Annotated in this window: 16 protein-coding genes and 1 pseudogene; 11 read left to right on the top strand and 6 right to left on the bottom strand. The window is 74.7% G+C overall.

The features are described from left to right. Positions 1 to 207 precede the first annotated feature (207 nt). Together ACQP1S_RS25480 and ACQP1S_RS25475 are read right to left on the bottom strand one after the other, a co-directional pair. Positions 208 to 1,260, bottom strand: a complete 1,053-nt coding sequence (locus ACQP1S_RS25480; RefSeq protein ID WP_432900017.1) for an alpha/beta hydrolase — start codon at positions 1,258 to 1,260, stop codon at positions 208 to 210. A gap of 137 nt (positions 1,261 to 1,397) precedes the next feature. After that, positions 1,398 to 1,826, bottom strand: coding sequence for an HPF/RaiA family ribosome-associated protein (locus tag ACQP1S_RS25475; RefSeq protein WP_091250525.1), 429 nt, complete (start codon positions 1,824 to 1,826; stop codon positions 1,398 to 1,400). A gap of 441 nt (positions 1,827 to 2,267) precedes the next feature. Between ACQP1S_RS25475 and ACQP1S_RS25470 the strand changes: the two genes are divergently transcribed. The 3 genes from ACQP1S_RS25470 to ACQP1S_RS25460 all read left to right on the top strand — a co-directional run bounded on the left by ACQP1S_RS25470 (position 2,268) and on the right by ACQP1S_RS25460 (position 5,847). Further along, on the top strand, positions 2,268 to 3,152 hold the full coding sequence (locus ACQP1S_RS25470; RefSeq protein WP_432900013.1) for a single-stranded DNA-binding protein: 885 nt from the start codon (positions 2,268 to 2,270) through the stop codon (positions 3,150 to 3,152). A gap of 155 nt (positions 3,153 to 3,307) precedes the next feature. Then, positions 3,308 to 4,309: a cobalamin biosynthesis protein gene (locus tag ACQP1S_RS25465; protein WP_432908314.1), complete on the top strand. Its 1,002-nt coding sequence runs from the start codon at positions 3,308 to 3,310 to the stop codon at positions 4,307 to 4,309. After that, positions 4,306 to 5,847 carry a cobyric acid synthase gene (locus ACQP1S_RS25460; protein ID WP_432900010.1) on the top strand — a complete coding sequence of 514 codons (1,542 nt, stop codon included), beginning with the start codon at positions 4,306 to 4,308 and terminating at the stop codon, positions 5,845 to 5,847. Before ACQP1S_RS25465 ends, ACQP1S_RS25460 begins: the two co-directional genes overlap by 4 nt. 119 nt (positions 5,848 to 5,966) lie before the next feature. Here the strand turns inward: ACQP1S_RS25460 and ACQP1S_RS25455 are convergent, their stop codons facing one another. Continuing rightward, positions 5,967 to 6,368 (bottom strand): rhodanese-like domain-containing protein, encoded by a 402-nt coding sequence (locus ACQP1S_RS25455; RefSeq protein WP_432900007.1) that lies wholly within the window; start codon positions 6,366 to 6,368, stop codon positions 5,967 to 5,969. On the opposite strand from ACQP1S_RS25455, the pseudogene ACQP1S_RS25450 reads away from it, so the two are divergent. From ACQP1S_RS25450 to ACQP1S_RS25435, 4 genes and pseudogenes are all read left to right on the top strand, one after another. After that, positions 6,303 to 7,165, top strand: a pseudogene (locus ACQP1S_RS25450) (uridine kinase family protein); the annotation flags it as partial. The gene ACQP1S_RS25455 and the pseudogene ACQP1S_RS25450 overlap by 66 nt on opposite strands. Next, positions 7,158 to 8,510 carry a dipeptidase gene (locus ACQP1S_RS25445; protein WP_432908312.1) on the top strand — a complete coding sequence of 451 codons (1,353 nt, stop codon included), beginning with the start codon at positions 7,158 to 7,160 and terminating at the stop codon, positions 8,508 to 8,510. The pseudogene ACQP1S_RS25450 and the gene ACQP1S_RS25445, both read left to right, overlap by 8 nt. Positions 8,511 to 8,587: 77 nt before the next feature. Continuing rightward, complete coding sequence (locus ACQP1S_RS25440; protein WP_091250538.1) at positions 8,588 to 8,794, top strand: hypothetical protein; 207 nt, start codon at positions 8,588 to 8,590, stop codon at positions 8,792 to 8,794. 199 nt (positions 8,795 to 8,993) lie between these two features. Next, positions 8,994 to 10,616 (top strand): ATP-dependent DNA ligase, encoded by a 1,623-nt coding sequence (locus ACQP1S_RS25435; RefSeq protein ID WP_432908309.1) that lies wholly within the window; start codon positions 8,994 to 8,996, stop codon positions 10,614 to 10,616. Positions 10,617 to 10,833: 217 nt separating this feature from the next. On the opposite strand, the gene ACQP1S_RS25430 is transcribed toward ACQP1S_RS25435, so the two are convergent. Both ACQP1S_RS25430 and ACQP1S_RS25425 read right to left on the bottom strand, forming a co-directional pair. Beyond that, positions 10,834 to 11,661: a hypothetical protein gene (locus ACQP1S_RS25430; protein ID WP_432900004.1), complete on the bottom strand. Its 828-nt coding sequence runs from the start codon at positions 11,659 to 11,661 to the stop codon at positions 10,834 to 10,836. A 144-nt stretch (positions 11,662 to 11,805) separates the two neighbouring features. Next, positions 11,806 to 12,624 (bottom strand): SURF1 family cytochrome oxidase biogenesis protein, encoded by an 819-nt coding sequence (locus tag ACQP1S_RS25425; RefSeq protein ID WP_432900001.1) that lies wholly within the window; start codon positions 12,622 to 12,624, stop codon positions 11,806 to 11,808. A gap of 179 nt (positions 12,625 to 12,803) precedes the next feature. On the opposite strand from ACQP1S_RS25425, the gene ACQP1S_RS25420 reads away from it, so the two are divergent. Continuing rightward, on the top strand, positions 12,804 to 14,180 hold the full coding sequence (locus tag ACQP1S_RS25420) for a cobyrinate a,c-diamide synthase (RefSeq protein WP_432908306.1): 1,377 nt from the start codon (positions 12,804 to 12,806) through the stop codon (positions 14,178 to 14,180). A gap of 123 nt (positions 14,181 to 14,303) precedes the next feature. Here ACQP1S_RS25420 and ACQP1S_RS25415 read toward each other — a convergent pair whose 3' ends face one another. Next, on the bottom strand, positions 14,304 to 16,436 hold the full coding sequence (locus tag ACQP1S_RS25415) for a transglycosylase domain-containing protein (RefSeq protein ID WP_432899999.1): 2,133 nt from the start codon (positions 16,434 to 16,436) through the stop codon (positions 14,304 to 14,306). Between the two features lie 136 nt (positions 16,437 to 16,572). On the opposite strand from ACQP1S_RS25415, the gene cobC reads away from it, so the two are divergent. The 3 genes from cobC to cobA are packed head-to-tail and all read left to right on the top strand — an operon-like array spanning position 16,573 to position 20,272. Next, a complete protein-coding gene (gene cobC / locus ACQP1S_RS25410) occupies positions 16,573 to 17,799 on the top strand; it encodes an Rv2231c family pyridoxal phosphate-dependent protein CobC (protein ID WP_432899996.1) in 1,227 nt (408 codons plus the stop codon). After that, complete coding sequence (locus ACQP1S_RS25405) at positions 17,799 to 18,986, top strand: nicotinate-nucleotide--dimethylbenzimidazole phosphoribosyltransferase (protein WP_432908304.1); 1,188 nt, start codon at positions 17,799 to 17,801, stop codon at positions 18,984 to 18,986. Before cobC ends, ACQP1S_RS25405 begins: the two co-directional genes overlap by 1 nt. Beyond that, positions 18,983 to 20,272, top strand: coding sequence for a uroporphyrinogen-III C-methyltransferase (gene cobA, locus ACQP1S_RS25400; RefSeq protein WP_432899993.1), 1,290 nt, complete (start codon positions 18,983 to 18,985; stop codon positions 20,270 to 20,272). Before ACQP1S_RS25405 ends, cobA begins: the two co-directional genes overlap by 4 nt. Positions 20,273 to 20,352 lie beyond the last annotated feature (80 nt).

Below are 20,352 nucleotides of genomic sequence, written 5' to 3'. Positions count from 1 at the left end.
TGGCGGTATCCCGCTCTGCTCGTTACCGCCACATCGGCCCCAGTGAGTCGATCATGCTGGCGTTACCGCCACATCGGCCCAGAAGGGTCGATCACGTGGGCGTGGGCGGGTGATCATTGCCGCGAAGGCTCGGGGCGGCGGGCCTCGACGTGGTGACCCCGGCGCTCGGCCCCCCGGCGCTCGGCCCTCGGCGGCCGGTGTGACTGGTCAGGTGGTCGGGAGAGCGGTGGGGGTCGGGGATTCCGAGTCGGTCGGGGTGCCTGTGACAGGCGCCTGGACTTCGGTCGGTTCGGCGGCGGCGGGGCGGGTCGGGCCGGCGCCGAGGAAGGCTTCGGCCCACCGGCCGACCTCGGTGAAGACCTGCTCGCGTACGGCCGGGCCGGAGAGGACCAGGTCGTGCTTGCCGCCGTCGAAGCGGGCCACGGTGACGTGCCGGCCGAGCCGGGGCGCCCAGCGGACCATGTGCTCCACGTCCAGCACCGCGTCGGCCAGGGCTGCCGAGTCGTGCCACCGGGTGCCCCGGAAACTCCGGGTCGAGCAGGCCAGCAGCACCGGCACGGGGATGTCCAGCCCGGCGCGGAGCTGCCGTTGGGCGGTGCGGATCGCGGCCAGCCAGCCGGCCCGCACGGGGAACCCGGCGAGCGGCTTCCACGCCAGGTCGTACGTCCACTCGCCGCGATGGTCGGCGTGCAGGCTTTCGCCGTACACGGTGCCCAGGCCGAAGGGGAGGATGCGGTGCGGCGCGCGGCGGCCCAGTCGGGAGACGGCCGCCGCGAGGGGTCGACGGATCAGCCAGGGGGCGTTGATGTCGAAGAAGGGGCTGTTCAGGACGAGCCCGTCGACTCCACCGGCGTCGCGGCGGGCGTGTGCCCAGAGCGAGATGATCAGGCCGCCGGTGGAGTGGCCCATGGCGAGCAGGGTGTCGTGCCCGTCCTCGTCGCGGATGATCTTGGTGGCGGCGTCCAGCTCGGGGAAGTAGTCGCTCAGGTCGCGGCAGAAGTTCGGAGTCTGGTGGGGCAGCAGGCTGCGGCCGTACTTGCGCAGGTCGAGGGCGTAGAAGTCCCAGCCACGCTCGGCATAGAAGTCGGCCAGGTGGGTCTGGAAGAAGTAGTCGACGAAGCCGTGCACATAGAGCACCGCCCGGCCGGTCGGGTGCTCGGCACGCCGCCGGACCAGCGTTGCCACCACCGGCCCCTCGTCGTCGGTCCCGAGGTCGATGGTCTGCCGCTCGTACGGGGGCCCCAGCACGTCCTGTTCCACAGCCGCGACGCTACGCCCGCCGGCTACCCGACGGTAGCCCCTCAGCCGGGATGACCGACACCCCCGTCACCCGGATGGGAGACGGGTCGCCCCGCCCGGCGTGGCGCGCGGACGGGGCGAAACCGATGGTCGGCCGGTCAGGCGGTCTCGGCGTCCACCCGGTCGGCGTCGTTGTCGGAGTCGAGGTCCGGCAGCGGCGCGGGGACGGGCTGGGCCATCTCCCGGATGTGCTTGTTGTGCCGGGGCTCCTGCCGGGTCTTGGCGTCGTTGAGCTTGCGGCGCAGGTCGTCCCGGGCGTCGTTGAGAGCGGCCCGCAGGTCCTCCTCGCTCGACGTGGTGACGATCTTCTGGCGGCCGGCGATCCAGCACTCCAGGGTGACCTTCTGCCCACGCGCCTCCCGGTCCTTGACCGACACCTCCAGCTCGGTGGCGTCGGCGTGGAAGGCGGCCAGCCGGGCGTCCAGGGTGCCGAACTGCTCGACGATCCAGTTCCGGTCGCCCTGGGAGAAGCCCGCGCCCATCCGCAGGCACTCGGCCACGGTCGCCGGGTTCGCCACCGCGCTCATCGCCGCACCTCCCGCTCGGTGCGGACGGAACCGGTGGTACGCAGCGGGGTCCGAATCATCAGCACTGCCTTTCTCGTCTGACGTCGTGCCTGGTGGTGCCTGGTTGATCAACTCATTACCCAGTCGGGGGCGACCTCACTCCGGGTAACGCCGTCTTCTCGGTGTCGCTGTCGTTCGATGCCGGCTCCCCCTCCCGGTTCCGGTCGTCCCTTCGACCCGGCGGCGGCCCCGATCCGGGTCTGGTTTCATCCTGGCCCGGCCGGTGGGGCCTCCTCCAGGGCCGGTCGGCCTAGCACACCGGGACCTTGATCAGGTTGTTGTCCACAGGCGCTCCGGTTGTCCACAGGACGAGGTCATGCAGTCGCGCCGGCCGTCCGGGCCGGCCAGGCTCGGTCCCGAGTCGACTCGCTGTCACATCCGCAGGACCCCTGGGAGGGGACCATGTTCGACACCTACGTCACGATCGTGGGCAACGTGCTCACCGCGCCGGAGTGGCGCCGTACCGCGCAGAGCAACACCCTGGTCGCCAACTTCAAGGTGGCCTCCACCGCCCGCCGCCTCAACCGGGACAGCGGCCGGTGGGTGGACGGCAACAGCCTCCGTGTCCGGGTCAACTGCTGGCGCAAGCTGGCCGAGGGGGTGGCCGCCTCGGTCATGGTCGGCGATCCGGTGGTGGTCGCCGGGCGGCTCTACACCCGCGACTGGACCGACGACGCCGGCAACCACCGGGTCCTCTACGAGTTGGAGGCGGTCGCGGTCGGCCACGACCTGTCCCGGGGCCGGTCCCGCTTCCTGCGCAACCGGCCGAGCATGGCCACCAGCGCGGTGGAGGACGACGAGGCCGCCCAGCGGGTGCAGGGCGAGCCGACCGAGCCGGTGCCGGTCGGGCAGGCCCCCGCCGGGCCGGACGACCGCCCGCTCGACGACGACTTCGAGTTGTCCGGCTTCGGTTTCCCCCGCGCCGGCCACGACCTCTCCGGCGGTGGGTACGCCCCGCCGGCCGACCCGTTCGACGACGACCCCGACGACGACCTGACCCCGCTGCCCGACGACGGGCCCGACACCGGTGACGAGCCGACGGCCCGGTCCGGCGACGGGACCGAGCCCGGCGACCAGGACCGGCCTGGCGACCAGGATGAGCCCGGTGGCGCAGGTGAGCCGGGCGGCGCAGGTGAGCCCGGCGATGAGGGCCAGTCCGGTGGTGCCGGTCGGTCGAGTGGTGCCGGTCGGTCGGGTGGTGCGGTCGCCGCGACGCCGGGCGAGGTGGCTCTCGGCCCGGCGGGCCGGGCCCGACGTGGCCGGGGCCGGGTGCCGGTCCCGGCCTGAGACCCCGGCCCGCGCCGGGGAAGGGGCGCGGGCCGCGGTGCGTACGGACGGGGGCGGGGTGGCGACGGCGACGTGGTCACCCCGCGTACGACTAGGCTGGCCGGCCGGAGGTGGTGCGGGTGGGGCGGCGCACAGCGGCGGCGGACGCGGTCGGCATGGTGGCCGGGTATGCGCTGGACAGCCTGCTCGGCGATCCCCGGCGCTGGCATCCGGTGGCCGGCTTCGGTCGGGCCGCCGGTGCCCTGGAACGCCGGGTCTACCGCGCCGATCGTCGGGCCGGAGCGGTCTTCACCGCCGTGGCCGTGGGTGCGCCGGTGCTGCTCGGGGTGACCGTCAGCCGGGTCACCCGGCGACACCCGGCGGCGCGGGTCCTGGTCGTGGCCGCCGGCACCTGGACCGTGCTCGGCGGCCGGACCCTGCGCCACGAGGCGAAGGTGATGGGCAGCGCCCTGCGCGCCGGTGACCTGCCGGCGGCCCGGCACCGGCTCGGGCATCTCTGCGGTCGGGACCCGTCCGGGCTCGACGAGGGTGAACTGGCCCGCGCCACCGTCGAGTCGGTCGCCGAGAACACCTCCGACGCCGTGGTCGCCCCGCTGGTCTGGGGTGCCCTCGCCGGCCTGCCCGGCCTGCTCGGCTACCGGGCGGCGAACACCCTCGACGCGATGGTCGGGCACCGCTCACCCCGCTACGCCCGGTTCGGCACCCCGGCCGCCCGGCTCGACGATCTACTCAACCTGGTGCCGGCCCGACTGACCGGGCTGCTCACCGTCGCCGCCGCACCCACCGTGCACGGCGACCGGGAGCGGGCCCGGCAGGTCTGGCGACGGGACCGCCACGACCATCCCAGCCCCAACGCCGGGCAGTGCGAGGCGGCCATGGCCGGCGCGCTGGGCGTCCGGCTCGGCGGCCGGAACGTCTACTTCGGGCGCTGCGAGGTGCGGCCCTTCCTGGGCGACGGCCCCCGCCCCGAGGCCCGGCACCTGAAGCGGGCCGCCCGGCTCTCCGGGACGGTCGGCCTGGCCGCCCTCACCCTCGCCGCCGTCTGGCCGCTGACCGGCGGCCGGCTGGTCGCCGCCACTGGTCGCGCGTTGCTGCGGCACCCGTCCCGACAGTTCGCCGCCCGCCTCGGCTCCCTCGGCCGGGGGAGCGGTCGGTGAGCGGAGGGCTGCTCGTCGCGGGCACCACCTCCGACGCGGGCAAGAGCGTGCTGACCGCCGGCATCTGCCGGTGGTTGCACCGGCGCGGGGTCGCCGTCGCGCCGTTCAAGGCCCAGAACATGTCCAACAACTCCGCCGTGGTGGTCGGCCCGGACGGGCGCGGCGGCGAGATCGGCCGGGCCCAGGCGATGCAGGCCGCCGCCTGCGGGATCGCCCCCGACCTGCGGTTCAACCCGGTGCTGCTCAAGCCGGGCAGCGACCTGGCCAGTCAGGTGGTGCTGCTCGGCGAAGCCGTCGACACCGTCACCGCCGGCAACTTCCGCACCCTGCGGCCCACACTGGCCGAGACCGCGTACGCGGCCCTGGCCGAGTTGCGGGCGGCGTACGACGTGGTGATCTGTGAGGGGGCCGGCAGCCCTGCCGAGATCAACCTGCGGGCCGGGGACTACGTCAACATGGGGCTCGCCCGGCACGCCGGTCTGCCCACCATCGTGGTCGGCGACATCGACCGGGGTGGCGTGTTCGCCTCCATGTTCGGCACGGTCGCCCTGCTCGACCCCGCCGACCAGGCGCTGATCGCCGGCTTCGTGATCAACAAGTTCCGGGGCGATCTCGGTCTGCTCCGCCCGGGGCTGGACATGCTGCACCGGGTGACCGGGCGTCCCACCTACGGGGTGCTGCCCTGGCAGCTCGACCTCTGGCTCGACGCCGAGGACTCGCTCGCCTACGGGCGGGTGCTCGGCCGGCCCGCCGCCCCGTACGGCACCGAATGGCTCGACGTCGCGGTGGTCCGGCTGCCCCGGATCAGCAACGCCACCGACGTGGAGGCCCTCGCCACCGAACCGGGGGTCCGGGTCCGGCTCACCGTCGAACCCGCCGAGCTTGCCGCCGCCGACCTGGTCGTCCTGCCCGGCTCCAAGTCCACCGTCGCCGACCTGGCGTGGCTGCGGGAAACCGGGCTCGCCGAGGCGGTCACCGCCCACGCCGCCGCCGGCCGGCCGTTGCTCGGCATCTGCGGCGGCTTCCAGATGCTGGCCACGGCCATCCACGACCCGGTGGAGAGCCGGCGGGGCAGCGTCCCCGGCCTGGGCCTGCTGCCCATCGAGATCACCTTCGAGCCGGGCAAGACCGTCCGCCCCGCCGTCGGCACCGCCGCCGACGTCCCGGTGCGCGGCTACGAGATCCACCACGGGTACGTCTCCGCCGCCGATCCGGAGCTGCCACCGTTGCTGCACCACGCCGACGGTCGCCCCGAAGGCGCTCGGCTCGGCGCGGTGCACGGCACCCACTGGCACGGTGCGTTCGAGTCCGACGGGTTCCGCCGCCGGTTCCTCACCGAGGTGGCCCGGTCGGCCGGCCGGCACGGCTTCACCGTCGCACCGGACACCCGCTTCGCCGCCGCCCGCGAACGCTCCCTCGACCTGCTCGGCGACCTGGTCGAGGAGCACCTGGACACGGCCGCGCTGTGGCGGCTCGTCGAGACCGGCGCCCCCGCCGGCCTCCCGTTCATCCCGCCCGGCGCCCCGCCCACCGGCTGACCGTCAGCGCCGGTGCGTCCGTCCGGGGCCCGTCGACCAACCTCGGTGACCCGGTCAGCGGCACCACCGCCACCGGCTCACCGCCAGCGCTGCCCGGGGCCGCAACCACCGGCTGGTCGTCAGGGTCGGACGTCGGCGGGCCGGTCGGACAGGGGTAGCCCGGCCTCCCGCCACGCCTGCACGCCGCCGATCAGGTCGGTGGCGTTGCGCAGGCCCAACGCCTGCAGGCTGGCCGCCGCCAGGCTGGAGCTGTAGCCGTGCCGGCACACCACCACGATCTCCCGGTCGTAGCGGGTCGACTCGGGGATGCGCCAGTCGCTGGCCGGGTCCAACCGCCACTCCAGCACCGTCCGGTCGATGACGATCGCGCCGGGCAGCTCCCCCTGCTCGCGGCGTTGACCCTCGGTCCGCGTGTCGACCAGCAGCGCACCCGCCCGTACCGCCTCGACCGTCTGCTGAGGACTCAACCGCCGCAGCCCGGCTCGGGCCTGTTCCAGCAGGGCGTCCACGCCCGGACTCATCACGTCATTGAGCACGTCCAGATCATGCCCCGCGCCCCGGACCCCCGCCCGACGAACAGCACTCCCCCCGGCGGAACCAGGCTGACGGGGGACACCCACTAGCGTCACCGGGGTGACGGTGGCCCTGGTCGAGGCGTACGCGACGCTGGCCCGGCGGGTGCTCGGCCGGCCGGCCCGGTTGGGGCGTACCCGACTGGTGGCCGTCGACGGGCCGAGCGGCGCGGGCAAGAGCGTCTTCACCGCGCGTCTCGCGGACGCCCTGGCCGGCCTGCCCGACGGCGGGCGACCACCGGTGGTGCACACCGACGATCTGCTCGACGGCTGGGACGACCAGCTCACCTTCTGGGACCGGCTGGAGGAGCAGGTGCTCGCCCCGCTGCGGGCCGGCCGGGCAGGGTCCCACCAGCGGTACAGCTGGGTGCGGCGGGCGTTCCTGCCCCGCGAGGTGCCGGTGCCGGTCGCGCCGGTGCTGCTGCTGGAGGGGATGAGCGCGGCGCGGGCGGCGATCCGGCCGGAGCTGACCCTGTCGGTGCAGGTCACCGCGCCGGCCGGGCTGCGGCTGCGTCGCGCGTTGGAGCGGGACGGGCCGCAGATGCTGCCGGAGCTGCGGCGCTGGCACGCCGGGGAGGAGGCCCACTTCGCGGCCGACCGGACCGCCGCCGCCGTCGACCTGGTGGTCGACGGCGCGCCGACGCTGCCGCACGACCGGGAGCACTACTACGTGCGCCGCCCGGGTCCGGGTGCCCCCGGTAAGGCCGGCATACGATGCCGGTCATGACCTCACCGATCATGTCCGAGTCCGAGGTACGGGCCGCCGTCGCGCGGGAACTGCCCGGTGTCCGTGCCGACCTGGAACGCCTCGTCCGCATCCCCGGCATCGCGTTCGAGGGCTTCGACCACTCGCACGTCGAGCGTTCCGCCGAGGCGGTCGCCGAGTTGCTGCGGGGCTGCGGTCTGGACGTCCGCATCGTGCGGTCGGGCGGTCAGCCCGCCGTGATCGGGACGAGGGCCGCCCCGCCCGGCGCACCCACCGTGCTGCTGTACGCCCACCACGACGTCCAGCCCGTCGGTGACCTGTCGCTGTGGGAGTCCGCGCCGTTCGAGCCGGTCGAGCGGGACGGTCGCCTCTACGGGCGCGGCGCCGCCGACGACAAGGCCGGGATCATGGCGCACGTCGCCGCCCTGCGCGCCTTCGGCGACCAGCTCCCGGTCGGCGTGGTGCTGTTCATCGAGGGCGAGGAGGAGTACGGCTCCGACTCGCTGGAGCGGCTCCTCGCCGAGCACCGGGAGGAGATCGCCTCCGACGTCATCGTGATCGCCGACTCCACCAACTGGGACGTGGGCGTACCGGCCCTGACCACCTCGCTGCGCGGTGTCGTCAACCTGTTCGTCGAGCTGCGCACCCTGGACCACGCGGTGCACAGCGGCATGTTCGGCGGTGCCGTGCCGGATGCGCTGACCGCGCTGGTCCGCCTGCTGGCGACCCTGCACGACGACGCCGGCGACGTGGCCGTCGCGGGGCTGACCGGCCGGACCGGTGCCGCCGTCGACTACCCGGAGGACCGGTTCCGGGCCGAGGCCGGGCTGGTCGAGGGGGTGTCGCTGATCGGTAGCGGCCGGATCACCGACCGGCTCTGGACCAGGCCGGCGGTGGCGGTGCTCGGCATCGACGCCCCGGCCACCGGCGAGGCGCCGAACGCGCTGGTCCCGGCCGCGAAGGCCAAGCTGAGCGTACGGCTGGCGCCGGGTGACGACCCGAAGCGGGCGTACGACGCGGTCCGTACCCATCTGGAGAAGCACGCGCCGTGGGGCGCCCGGGTGGCGGTGACCCTGGAGCACGACGGCGACCCGTGTGTGATCGACGCGTCGGGGCCGATGTTCGACGCCGCCCGCGCCGCGTTCCGGGCCGCCTGGGACGGCACCGAGCCGGTGGACATCGGCGTCGGCGGGTCGATCCCGTTCATCGCCACCTTCCAGGAGATGTTCCCGCAGGCGGCGATCCTGGTCACCGGGGTGGAGGACCCGCACGCCCGGGCGCACGGCCCGAACGAGAGCCTGCATCTCGGCGAGTTCGCCCGGGTCTGCCTGGCCGAGGCGTTGCTGCTGGCCGGGGTGGCCGAGCAGGGGCGGCAGGCCGGTTAGGTCGCGGAACCATAACTTCGGGGTCGATGTCGGAGTTTGCGGCGTGTCGGACGATGCCCTGGTATAGCCTTTCGAACATGCGTACGAACGACGTGATGACGCGGCTGGAAGCCGCCGTGAGCGCTCTGGGAGACGTCGACGTCTCCGCGTGGCCCGAGGACACGCTCAAGGAACAGCTCGGCGAGCTCTCGGCCGTGCTGGTCGCCCTGGACGGCGTGCTGTCCCGGGTCGCCGACGGGGTCCGCGCCCGTGGCCTGCGAGTCGAGGAGCCCGTCCCGGCCTGACCCGGGACGCGGGGCGTCGCGCCTCCGGCGCGGCCGGAGGGCGGCCCGACCGGGTCGACCGGGTCGGCCGGGCCCGGACAGGGGACGGTCGGGTGCTTCGCCTCCCGGACGGCTGACGGGTGCGGGCCGACCGCGCCCGCACAGAGATAGGCGGCCCGGGTACGGCAATACCCGGGTGGTGTCGGGGGTGGCTGGCAGGATGAGGTGCGTGCGGTTCCTCGACCTGGCAGCCACCTCCGCGGCCGTCTCGGCCACCTCCGGCCGACGCGCCAAGGTGGAGTTGCTGGCCGGCGCGCTCCGGGCGTTCGACCCGGCCGAGGTGGCGGTCGGCTCCGGCTACCTCGCCGGTGAGCTGCGCCAGCGGCAGACCGGGGTGGGCTGGGCCAGCCTGCGTGAGCTGCCGCCCCCGGCCACCGAGCCGACCCTCACCGTGACCGCCGTCGACGCGGCGATCGACGAGATCGCCGCCGTGCACGGCCCGGGTTCCCAGGCCCGACGTCGGCAACTGCTCGCCGCCCTCTTCGGCGTCGCCACCGCCGACGAGCAACGGTTGCTGGTCGACCTGTTCCGAGGCGAGCTGCGCCAGGGTGCCCAGGCCGGCCTGCTCGCCGACGCCATCGCCCGAGCCGCCGAGGTGCCGGTGACGGCGGTGCGCCGGGCCCTGCTGCTCGCCGGTGATCTGCGGGCCGTCGCAGTGGCCGCCCGCACCGGCGGGGCCGCCGCGCTGGCCGGGTTCGGGTTGCAGGTGGGCCGTCCGCTCGCGCCGATGCTGGCCCAGAGCGCGCCCTCGGTCGACGCCGCGCTCCAGGCCACCGGGGTTCCGGCGGTGGTCGACGTCAAACTCGACGGCATCCGCATCCAGGTGCACCGCTCCGGCGACGACATCGCGGTCTTCACCCGCAGCCTCGACGAGATCACCGCCCGGGTGCCCGAGGTGGTGGCCGCCGTGCGCGCGTTGCCGGCTCGGGAGTTGGTGCTCGACGGTGAGGCGATCGGGTTGGACACCGCCGGCCGACCGTTGCCGTTTCCCCAGACCTCCAGCCGGGCCGCCCGACGAGCCACCACCGCCACCGGCGTGACGGCGGCGACCGCCGGGACCGGAACGGACGCGGCGACCGGTGCGACTGCGGCGGCGGATGCCGCTGCGGCGGCCGATGCGACGGCGCTCACGCCGTACTTCTTCGATCTGCTGCATCTCGACGGCGACGACCTGATCGATCTGCCCGGCCGGCAGCGGTGGGCCCGGCTCGCCGACGTGGTCGACGGGTCGATGCTGGTCGGTCGGGTGGAGGTCGACGACCCCGAGCAGGCCGGCGCGGCGTTCGCCGCCGCGCTCGACGCCGGCCAGGAAGGGGTGGTGGTCAAGTCGCCGGACGCCCCCTACGACGCCGGTCGACGGGGCACGGCCTGGGTCAAGGTCAAGCCCCGGCATACCCTCGACCTGGTCGTGCTGGCGGTGGAGTGGGGCAGCGGCCGGCGGGAGGGCTGGCTGTCCAACCTCCATCTCGGTGCCCGGGACCCGCGCACCGGCGAGTTCGTCATGCTCGGCAAGACCTTCAAGGGGCTCACCGACGAGCTGCTGCGCTGGCAGACCGAACGCTTCCTCGGGCTGGCCGTGGAGCGCGGCGACTGGGTGGTGCGGGTCCGTCCCGAGCAGGTGGTCGAGATCGCCTTCGACGGGGTGCTCACCAGCACCCGCTACCCGGGCGGGGTCGCCCTCCGGTTCGCCCGGGTGCTGCGCTACCGCGACGACAAGTCGGCCGCCGAGGCCGACACCATCGACACGGTCCGGGCACTGCACGCCGGGCGGCCCGCCGGCTGAACCGTCCCGGGAAGGGTCGTCGTCGAGATGAGGGCCGCCGGCGGAGCGGGCCGGGCCGTCGCCGGGTGGAAGGCCGTCGACCTGTCTCGGGCCGGGATGTCGTCGGCTGGAGGGTCGTCGGGTGAGCTGCCTCGGGCCGCGACGTCGTCGGGGTGGAGGGCCCGTCGGGCGTGGCGGGCCACCGTTGGTGAGGGACGCGGAGGCGTGTCGATCCGGGTCAGACCGTCGACAGCGACCGGGCGTAGTTGACCTGGTTGTTGATCTGCTGCACCTGCCCCTGGTCGACGACCGGGATGCGGGCCACGTACTGGTGGCCGCCGCTGGTCACCGTCACCTGCACGGTGCCGTAGTGCCGCGTCTCCTTGATCAGCAGGAAGAGCAGGCTGAAGATGGTCAGGCAGAAGAAGCCGAGAATGGCGCAGACGATCGCCCAGCTGGCGATCTTCTCCTCGCGCTGCCAGTAGTCGGTCACGTACCAGTTGGCGCCGGCCAGGGGCATCACCCCGGCCGGGGTGCGGATCACCGGCGGGCTGACCAGGATCTCGCCGATCTGCACCGCCGTCGGCTGCTGACCGATGCCCGGCACCGGCGGAGCGAACAACGGCGGGTACGGGCCCGGCTGACCCGCTGGTGACGCCAGGTAGGGGTCGGCCCCGGGCGGCGCGCCGTAGGCCCCGGATGCTCCGGTGACCGGCCCGAACGATCCGGTGACCGGCGCGGCAGGTGCGGGGAACTGTGCAGGCGGTCCGGAGAACTGGGCGGGTGGCGCGGAGAACTGGGCGGGTGGTCCGGAGAACTGGGCGGGCGGCCCCGAGTAGTGGGCGGGTGGTGCGGAGTGCGGCCCGGCCACTGGCGGGGCGGGGTGCTCGACCGGGACCGCCGGGGCGGGTGCTGCCGGGGACTGGGCGGTGGCGTGCGGGGGCGGGGATGCCGGGAACGCCGTCGGGTCCGGCGGTACGTCCGGTGACGGCGCCCACGGGTCATAGGCGGGAGTCGCCTGCGTGGGCGGACCGGACGGGTACGACGGGGCGGGATCGGAGGTCACTGCGACACCTCACGCGCGTTGAACACGTTGCGGACCATACCGCGTCCCGCGTCGTGCCGCGTTCCGCGGTGGTGCCGGGTCACGGGGCCGCTGAGGGCTGAGCTGATGGCGTCAACGAATCACCACCGGGGCCCCGCGCGCCGCTCAGGCGGTGGGTGTGGCGGGCTCGGCCGCCCGGTCGACGGGCGGCTTCGGCGCGTCCAGGCCGGCGGCACGGCGGGCCTCCCGTCGGGCCACCCAGCCGTAGCCGAAGAGCGTCATCGCGGCGAACAACCACCACTGGACCACGTAGCCGAAGTTCTGCCAGTTGTTCGTGTGCCCGATCGGCACCGACCGGAACGCCGGGTCGTTCGCCGGGGTCTGCTCGTCGAGCAGCAGGTACGCCCCGTGCAGCGGGTACGGCAGTTCCCGGGCCAGCTTGTCCACGGTCACCCGCCGGGTCTCCAACCGGCCGTCGCGCCGGCCGACGCCGTTGCCGCCGGTCTCGGTGGGGTGCACCCGGCCGATGACGGTCACCTGGCCGGTCGGCAGCGCGGGCACCTGCGGCATGGCCAGCGCGCCGCCGGCCGCCGGGGGCACCCAGCCCCGGTCGACCAGCACCGCCGTGCCGTCGTCGAGCACCAGCGGGACGAGCACCTCGAAGCCGACCTTGCTCTCCACCGTCCGGCCCCGGACCAGGACGATGTTCGCGGCGTCGTACCGGCCGCTGGCGGTGACCCGGCTCCACTCGGCCTGCTCGGCGGGGGGTGGGCCGACCGTGCCCGCGCCTCCGGTCGGGGCGGGCAGCGTCGCCCGCAGCGGGGCGGGGGTGCCCGCGGTGCCGGCGTCGATGCGCTCGTTGACGGCGGTGCGTTCCCGGTAGCGGTCCAGCTGCCAGTTGCCGAGCAGCACCATGACGGCGGCGGCGACCAGGGTCAACGCGAGGATGCCCAGCCAGCGTGGGGTCAGCAGGAACCGGTACACAGCACGAGGCTACCCGTATGACGGGGGCCACCCTCCGCGACGGTCCGTGACCGGCCGTGCAGTGCCGGATCGGCCGTCTCCACCCCTTGGTGCGGGCGGGTATGGTCACGCGAGCGGATCGCCGCCGGTGTTCTTCGCGGCCGTTCCTGTCACCACCCGTCACCACCGAGGAGTCGATGATGACCGCCGTGCCGCGCCTCGTGTTCAGCGCGCCGTCCTCCGGTCACGGCACCAACGCGCTCTCCGTCGGCCTGCTCGCGGCACTGGTCGACCGGGGGCTCGACGTCGCCGGTTTCAAGGTTGGCCCGGACCACGTGGACGCCGCGTACCTCGGCCTGGCCGCCGGTCGTCCCGGCCGCAACCTCGACCCCCGGTTGATCGGTGCCGACCGCCTCGGGCCGCTCTTCGCGCACGGCGCGCAGGGTGCCGCGCTGGCCCTGGTCCAGGGCACCATGGGGCTGTACGACTCGGTCGCCGGCCGTCCCGAGGCGGAGTCCACCGCCGCCGTCGCGACCGCGCTGCGCAGCCCCGTCGTGCTGGTGATCGACGTGGCGGCGATGGGGCAGTCGGTGGCCGCCCTGGTGCACGGCTTCCGCTCGTACGACGAGCAGCTCTGGTTGGGTGGGGTGATCCTCACCCAGGTCGCCTCCGGCCGGCACGAGTCCATGCTCCGGGAGGCGCTCGACGACGTCGGGATGCCGGTCTACGGCGCGCTGCGCCGCCACGAGCTGCCCCCGGTGCTGCCCGCGCGCCGGCACGGCGTGGTGCCGGTCCTCGCCCGGGACGCCGAAGCGTCCCGGGCGGTGCGCCGGCTCGGTGAGGCGGTCGCCGGCACGGTCGACCTGGAGCGCCTGCTCGCGCTGGCCCGCTCGGCTCCGGCGCTCTCCGTCCCGGCCTGGTCGCCGGCCACCGGGACCCCGGTGGGGGAGACGCCGGTGGTGGCGCTCGCCGGGGGCCCCGGCGGCAGCTACGGCCACCCGGAGACCGCCGAGCTGCTACGGGCCGCCGGGGCGCAGGTGGTCACCGTCGACCCGCTGCGCGACGAGGCGCTGCCCGCCGGCACCCGCGCGCTGGTCGTCGGGGGCGCGCTGCCCGAGTCGTACGCGCGGGACCTGTCCGCCAACCGGCGGCTCTGCATCGCGGTGGCGGAATTGGCCCGCACCGGACGTCCGGTCCTCGCCGAGGGCACCGGCCTGCTGTGGCTGGCCCGCGAGCTGGACGGGTTGCCGATGTGCGGGGTGCTGGACGCGATCGGTGTGAGCCGGGACGGCCTGGTGGTGGGCTACCGGGAGGCGATCGCCCAGTCCGACAGCGTGGTCGCCGGCACGGGTGCGACGGTGGTGGGCTACAAGCAGCACGGCGCGGTGCTCACCCCCCGGTCGGGGCAGCGGGCCGCCTGGAGTTGGGAGGGCGGCACGCCGGAGGGTTTCGTCTGGCGGGGGGTGCACGCCTCCCAGCTCGGCCTGCACTGGGCGGCGTACCCCGAGATCGCGACCCGGTTGGTGACGGCGGCGGCGCTCCCGTCGCCGGTCGAGGGTGTCGCCGCCCCGGCCTGACCGCCGCCCCCGGCCTGACCGCCGCCTCGGGCCTGACCAGCGCCGCGCGGCCCGGCCTGACCGCCGTCCGGCCGATACCGGGGCTCGCCGGACTCGCGCGGCCCGCCCGCCGTGGCCCCGGGGTCAGCCGACGATGGCGTCCGATGGTGGGGTGAACTGGCGGGTCGGGGTGCCCTTGAGGCCGTCCCGCAGGGTCTGGGCGACCGCGTTGACCGGGACCTGGGACTGCCCGTCGCCGACGGCGTTGAACGGATTGTCCGGGTCGGCGATGAAGCTAGCCGCCGCCAACTCCGGGGTGTAGCCGACGAACCAGGCGGACCGGGTGCTGTCCGTGGTGCCGGTCTTGCCGGCGACCGGGCGTCCCACCGTGCGACGGACGCTGTCCGCCGTCGACCAGCCACCGCAGGTGCCCTTGGCCGGGGTGTCGCCGGTGGGGCAGCGCGCCGCGTCGGTGGCGGCCCGCGCCGCGTCGGCGTTCACCACCTGCCGGCAGCGGGGCTTGGCGACCTCCCGTTCGATGCCCCCGGCGGTCTTGTAGGTGGCCGGGGTGCCGTCCCGGTTGGTGATCGAGTTGACCGGCATCGGCTCGCAGTACCGGCCGTCGGCGGCGATCGCGGCGTACGCGTTGGCCATCTCCAGCGGGGTCGCGTCGGAGACGCCCAGGGTGAACGCGCCCCACTTCTTCGCCTTGCTGGGCGACGCCTGTTCCTTGTCGACGTCGGTACGCCAGCGCAGGCCCAACTGCTCGGCGAGGTGCACCCCCCGATCCGCGCCGATCTTCTCCTCCAGCTGCACGAAGTAGGTGTTGACCGACTTGCCGAACCCGGACCACATGGTCTGCCGGCCGGTCATCGCCCCGCTGGCGTTGGACGGGGACCACCCGTCGTAGACGGCCGACCGGTAGGTGTGCGGCGAGTTGAACGCGGTGGACAGCGGCATCCCGGCGTCCAGGGCGGCCAGCATCGGGAACATCTTGAACGTCGAGCCGGCCTGGTAACCGGGGAGGGTGCCGCCACCGAGCAGCGGGGCGACCGTGTTCGGATAGTTGGCCTTCGTCTTCGGATCGGCCTCGGGGTTCGAGCTGGATCCGTTCTCGCCGACGTCCAGGGAGTAGATCCGGTTCACCGCCATCGCCTTGATCCGTCCGGTGCCCGGTTCGGCGACTACGATCCCGTTGGCGAAGGGGCTGCCGACGCGGTCCTTCGCGCCGACGTTCTTCTCGGCGGCGGCCTGGACCCTGGGGTCGAGGCTCAACACGATCCGGTAGCCGCCCCGGCGCAACTTGTCCATCCGTTCCAGCCGGTTCTCCCCGAACGCGGGCTGCGCGCTCCACCAGTTCTTCACGTAGTCACAGGCGAAGCCCCAGGCGTTGTACGTGCTGGTGATGGAGGCGCAGTCGTTGGCCGGGGTGGTGGGCCGGGTCCGGATCGGTTCGCTCTTCGCCACCGCGGCGGCGTCCGGGGACAGGTAGCCGAGCTGGGTCATCTTGTCGAGGACGTAGTTGCGCCGGCCGGTGGCCTCCTTCTGGTCCGAGCTGAGCGGGTCGTACTCGGAGGGGGACTTCACCAGCCCGGCGAGGGTGGCCGCCTCGGCGGGGGTCAGGGTGGCCGGGGTCTTGGAGAAGAAGATCTGCGCCGCCGCGTAGATGCCGTACGCCCGGTGGCCGAAGTACGCCGAGTTGAGGTAGCGCTCCAGGATCTGGTCCTTGGTCAGCTCCTTCTCGATGTCCAGCGCCATCCGCATCTCCTTGACCTTGCGCAGGCTGGTCTGCTGGATGGCCTCCTGGACCTCCTGTGGCGTCTGCGCGCTGTCCCGCAACGCCATCCGGACGTACTGCATGGTCAGCGTGGAGGCGCCCTGGGAGACGCCGCTGGACCGGGCGTTGGCCACGAAGGCGCGGGCGACGCCCTTGGGGTCGACGCCCTGGTGCTGGTAGAAGCGGTTGTCCTCGGCGGCGACGATGGCCTGCTGGATGTTCGGCGACATGTCCGACAACTTGGTGTACTGCCGGTACTCCTCGTAGAACATCGTCAGGATCGTCTTGCCGTCCGGGGCATAGAGGTAGGACGTCTCGGCGGGCAGGGCGGTGCGCAGGATGTTCGTCTTGTGCTCCACGGCGTGCGCGGTGGCCTTGGCGCCCAGGCCGGTCACGGCGGCCACCGGGTACACCACGGCGGCCAGCACGACACCGGCGATCAGCCCGGCGCGCAGGAGAGGAACGGAACGAACTGCGGTAGCAAGGGGTCGATTGCTCACCTGGTCAAGTTATGACATTTCCGATTCATCCATGAGAAGAATTCATGAACGCCCCCGGAGTTCGGACCCCGGCCGTGATGTGGCCCACGCCGGGATCGGCTGTCCCCCGCGCCGGCTTCCCGGCAGGATCGCGGTCATGCGTGGGCAACTGACCGGCACCGAGCCGCCGACCGGCCCGGAAGCCGCCGTTGCCGGGCCGCCGGCGACTTCCGGGCCGCCGGCGACTTCCGGGCCGTCGACGACTTCCGGGCCGTCGACGACTTCCGGGCCGTCGACGGCATCCGAGCCGTCGGCCGCTCCCGGGCCTACCGTCGGCATCGCGCCGGATCTCGCCCACCACGGGGACGCCGAGGCCACCCCCGGCCTGGTCGACCTGGCCGTGAACGTCCGCCGGGACCCGATGCCGGACTGGCTGGCCGACCCGCTCACCGCCGCCCTCGCCGACCTGGCCGGCTACCCCGACCCCCGGCCGGCCCGGGCCGCCGTCGCCGCCCGGCACGGTCGCCCGCCGGCGGAGGTGCTGCTCACCGCCGGTGCCGCCGAGGGCTTCGTGCTGCTCGCCCGCGCCCTGGGCGGGGTACGCCGGCCGGTGGTGGTGCACCCGCAGTTCACCGAGCCGGAGGCCGCGCTGCGGGCCGCCGGTCACCGGGTCGAGCGGGTGCTCCTCGACCCGGACGACGACTTCCGGCTCGACCCGGCCCGGGTGCCGGCCGACGCCGACCTGGTCATGATCGGCAACCCGACCAACCCGACCTCCGTGCTGCACCCGGCCGCCGATCTTGCCGCGCTGGCCCGACCCGGCCGGGTGCTCGTCATCGACGAGGCGTTCGCCGACACCACCGGCGTACCCGGCGTCGAGGGTGAACCGGAGTCGCTCGCCGGTCGCCGCGACCTGCCCGGCCTGGTGGTGGTGCGCAGCCTCACCAAGACCTGGGGCCTGGCCGGCCTGCGGATCGGCTACCTGCTGGGCGAGGCCGCGCTGCTGGACCGGCTCGCCGCCGTCCAGCCGCTCTGGGCCGTCTCCACCCCGGCGCTGGCCGCCGCCACCGCCGTCGCGTCGCCGACCGCCGTCGCCGCCGAGCGCGCCATCGCCGCCCGGCTCGCCGCCGACCGCGACCACCTGGTGAGCCGCCTGTCGGCCCTGCCCGGGGTACGCGTCGCGGGCCGCCCGGCCAGCGCCTTCGTCCTGATCCACCGCCCCGGCGCCGACCGGGTACGCCAGGCGCTGCGCGAGCGCGGCTGGGCCGTCCGACGCGGCGACACCTTCCCCGGGCTGGGACCGGACTGGCTGCGGATCGCCGTCCGCGACCCGGCGACCACCGACGCGTTCATCGAGGTACTGACGGAGATCCTGGAGGCATGATGCTGGAGACGACGATCGCGGCGATCGGTCCGCTCGACGAGTCGGCGATGACCGCCGCCCGGGACCTCCAGGCCCGGCTCACCAAGCCAGCCGGCTCGCTCGGTGCCCTGGAGGACCTGTCCGTACGCCTGGCCGGCCTGGCCGGAGCCTGTCCGCCCCCGCTGCCCGAGCCGGCGGCGGTGGCGATCTTCGCCGGCGACCACGGTGTGCACGCCCAGCGGGTCACCCCGTGGCCGCAGGAGGTCACCGCCCAGATGATCGGGAACTTCCTGGCCGGTGGGGCGGTCGTCAACGCGTTCGCCCGACAGGCCGGCGCCTCGGTCACCGTGGTCGACGTCGGCGTCGCCACCCCGCTGTCATTCCCACCCGAGGAGTCCGCCGGCACTGCCCCGGCCGCCGGCGCTGAGGTGAGCGGCGGGGCTGAGGCGGCCGGCGGTCGGGCGGTCCCGACCGGTGGGGCTGCCGGCGCGACGGGTGGTCCGGCCGGTGCCGCGCCGGCGTCGCCGCGCCTGGTCGACGCGAACGTGCGGCGGGGCACCCGGGACATGACCGTCGCCGCCGCGCTCACCCCGGACGAGGTGCGGGCGGCGATCGGGGTCGGCATCCGGATCGCCGGCGAGCTGATCGACGCCGGGGCGGGCGTGCTGCTCACCGGGGACATGGGGATCGCCAACACCACGCCGTCCGCCGCGCTGATCGCCGCGTTCACCGGGGTCGACCCGGCCGAGGCGACCGGCCGGGGGACCGGGATCGACGACGAGACGTACCGGCGCAAGATCGGTGCGGTGCGGACGGCGCTGGACCGGCACCGGCCCGACCCGGCCGACCCGCTGGGGGTGCTGGCGGCCGTCGGCGGCCTGGAGCACGCGGCGCTGGCCGGCCTGATCCTCGGCGCGGCCGCCCGCCGGGTGCCGGTGCTGCTCGACGGGGTGATCGCGGTCAGCGCCGCGCTCGCCGCCGCCGCCTTCGCCCCCGACGCGGTCGGTGCGATGATCGCCGGGCACCGCTCCGCCGAGCCGGGCGCCACCGTGGCGCTGCGTCACCTCGGGCTCGACCCGCTGGTCGACCTCGGCCTGCGCCTCGGCGAGGGCACCGGCGCGTTGCTGGCGTTGCCGGTGGTCACCGGTGCCGTCCGGGTGCTGCACGAGGTGGCGACGTTCGACGCGGCGGGGGTTTCCGAGAAGTGAGCACCAACCCGTACCCCCTCGGCCTGCGGCTCGCCGGTCGGCGGGTGGTCGTGGTGGGCGGCGGCGCCGTGGCCAGCCGCCGGGTCCCCGCCCTGTTGGACGCCGGCGCCGACGTCCTGCTGGTCGCCCCCGAGGTGACCCCGGCCCTGCGCGCGCACGTCGACGCCGGAAGGCTGCACTGGCGGCCCCGCCGGTTCGCCCCCGACGACCTCGACGGGGCGTGGCTGGTGCAGGTCGCGGTGGACGATCCGCTCGCCGCCGCCTCGGTCAGCGACGTCGCCGACGAACGGCGGATCTTCTGCGTCCGGGCCGACGATCGGACGGCGGCCACCGCGTGGACGCCGGCGGTCACCCGGCACGGGCCGGTCACCGTCGCGGTGCTCGGCGGGGGCGACCCGCACCGGGCGATGGGCGTCCGCGACGCCGTCCGGGAACTGCTCAACGCCCGGACCGGGCTGCTCGTCGACCCGGGGGAGCCGGTGGCGGCCGGGGCCGACGCGGGCCCGCCGGGTCCGGCACCGGCCGGGCTCGGCAGCGGGGCGGCCCTCCCCGCTGCTCCGGTCGGGCGGGTGTCGCTGGTCGGCGCGGGACCGGGCGACCCGGAACTGATCACCGTGAAGGGGTGGCGGCTGCTCACCGAGGCGGACGTGGTGGTCGCCGACCGGTTGGTGCCCGGACTGCTCCTGGACGAGCTGCGCCCCGACGTCGAACTGGTCGACGCCGCCAAGATCCCCTACGGACCGTCCCGCACCCAGGAGGAGATCAACCGGATCCTGGTCGACCGGGCGCTCGCCGGCAAGGTCGTGGTCCGGCTCAAGGGCGGCGACCCGTACGTCTTCGGGCGTGGCGGGGAGGAGTTGCTGGCCTGCGCGGCGGCCGGCGTACCGGTGACCGTGGTGCCGGGGGTGACCAGCGCGATCGCCGTGCCGGCGGCGGCGGGTGTCCCGGTGACCCACCGGGCGGTGGCGCACGAGTTCACGGTGGTGTCCGGGCACGTCGCCCCGGACTCGCCGGTCTCCCTGGTGCGCTGGGAAGCCCTCGCCGGGCTGCGCGGCACCCTGGTGGTGCTGATGGGGCTGAAGAACCTGGCCGCCATCACCGCCACCCTGACCCGGCACGGCCGGGACGCGGCCACCCCGGTCGCGGTGATCCAGGAGGGCACCACGGGTGACCAGCGCAGCCTGCGGTCGACGCTCGGCGCGGTGGCGGCGGACGTGGTCGAGGCGGGCCTGCGTCCACCGGCCATCGTGGTGATCGGCGACGTGGTCGACGCCCTCACCACCTGACCCCGCCGGCCCGATCGCGACCGCCTGCCTCGGCCGGCCGTCCCGCCCGGCCGAGCGCCGGTTGATCGACTCTTGTTCGC

The sequence above is a fragment of the Micromonospora matsumotoense genome (genome assembly GCF_050951065.1).
Lineage (GTDB): Bacteria > Actinomycetota > Actinomycetes > Mycobacteriales > Micromonosporaceae > Micromonospora > Micromonospora matsumotoensis.
Note: the sequence above shows the minus strand (reverse complement) of the source record. Positions and strands in the feature narration are given on the sequence as shown.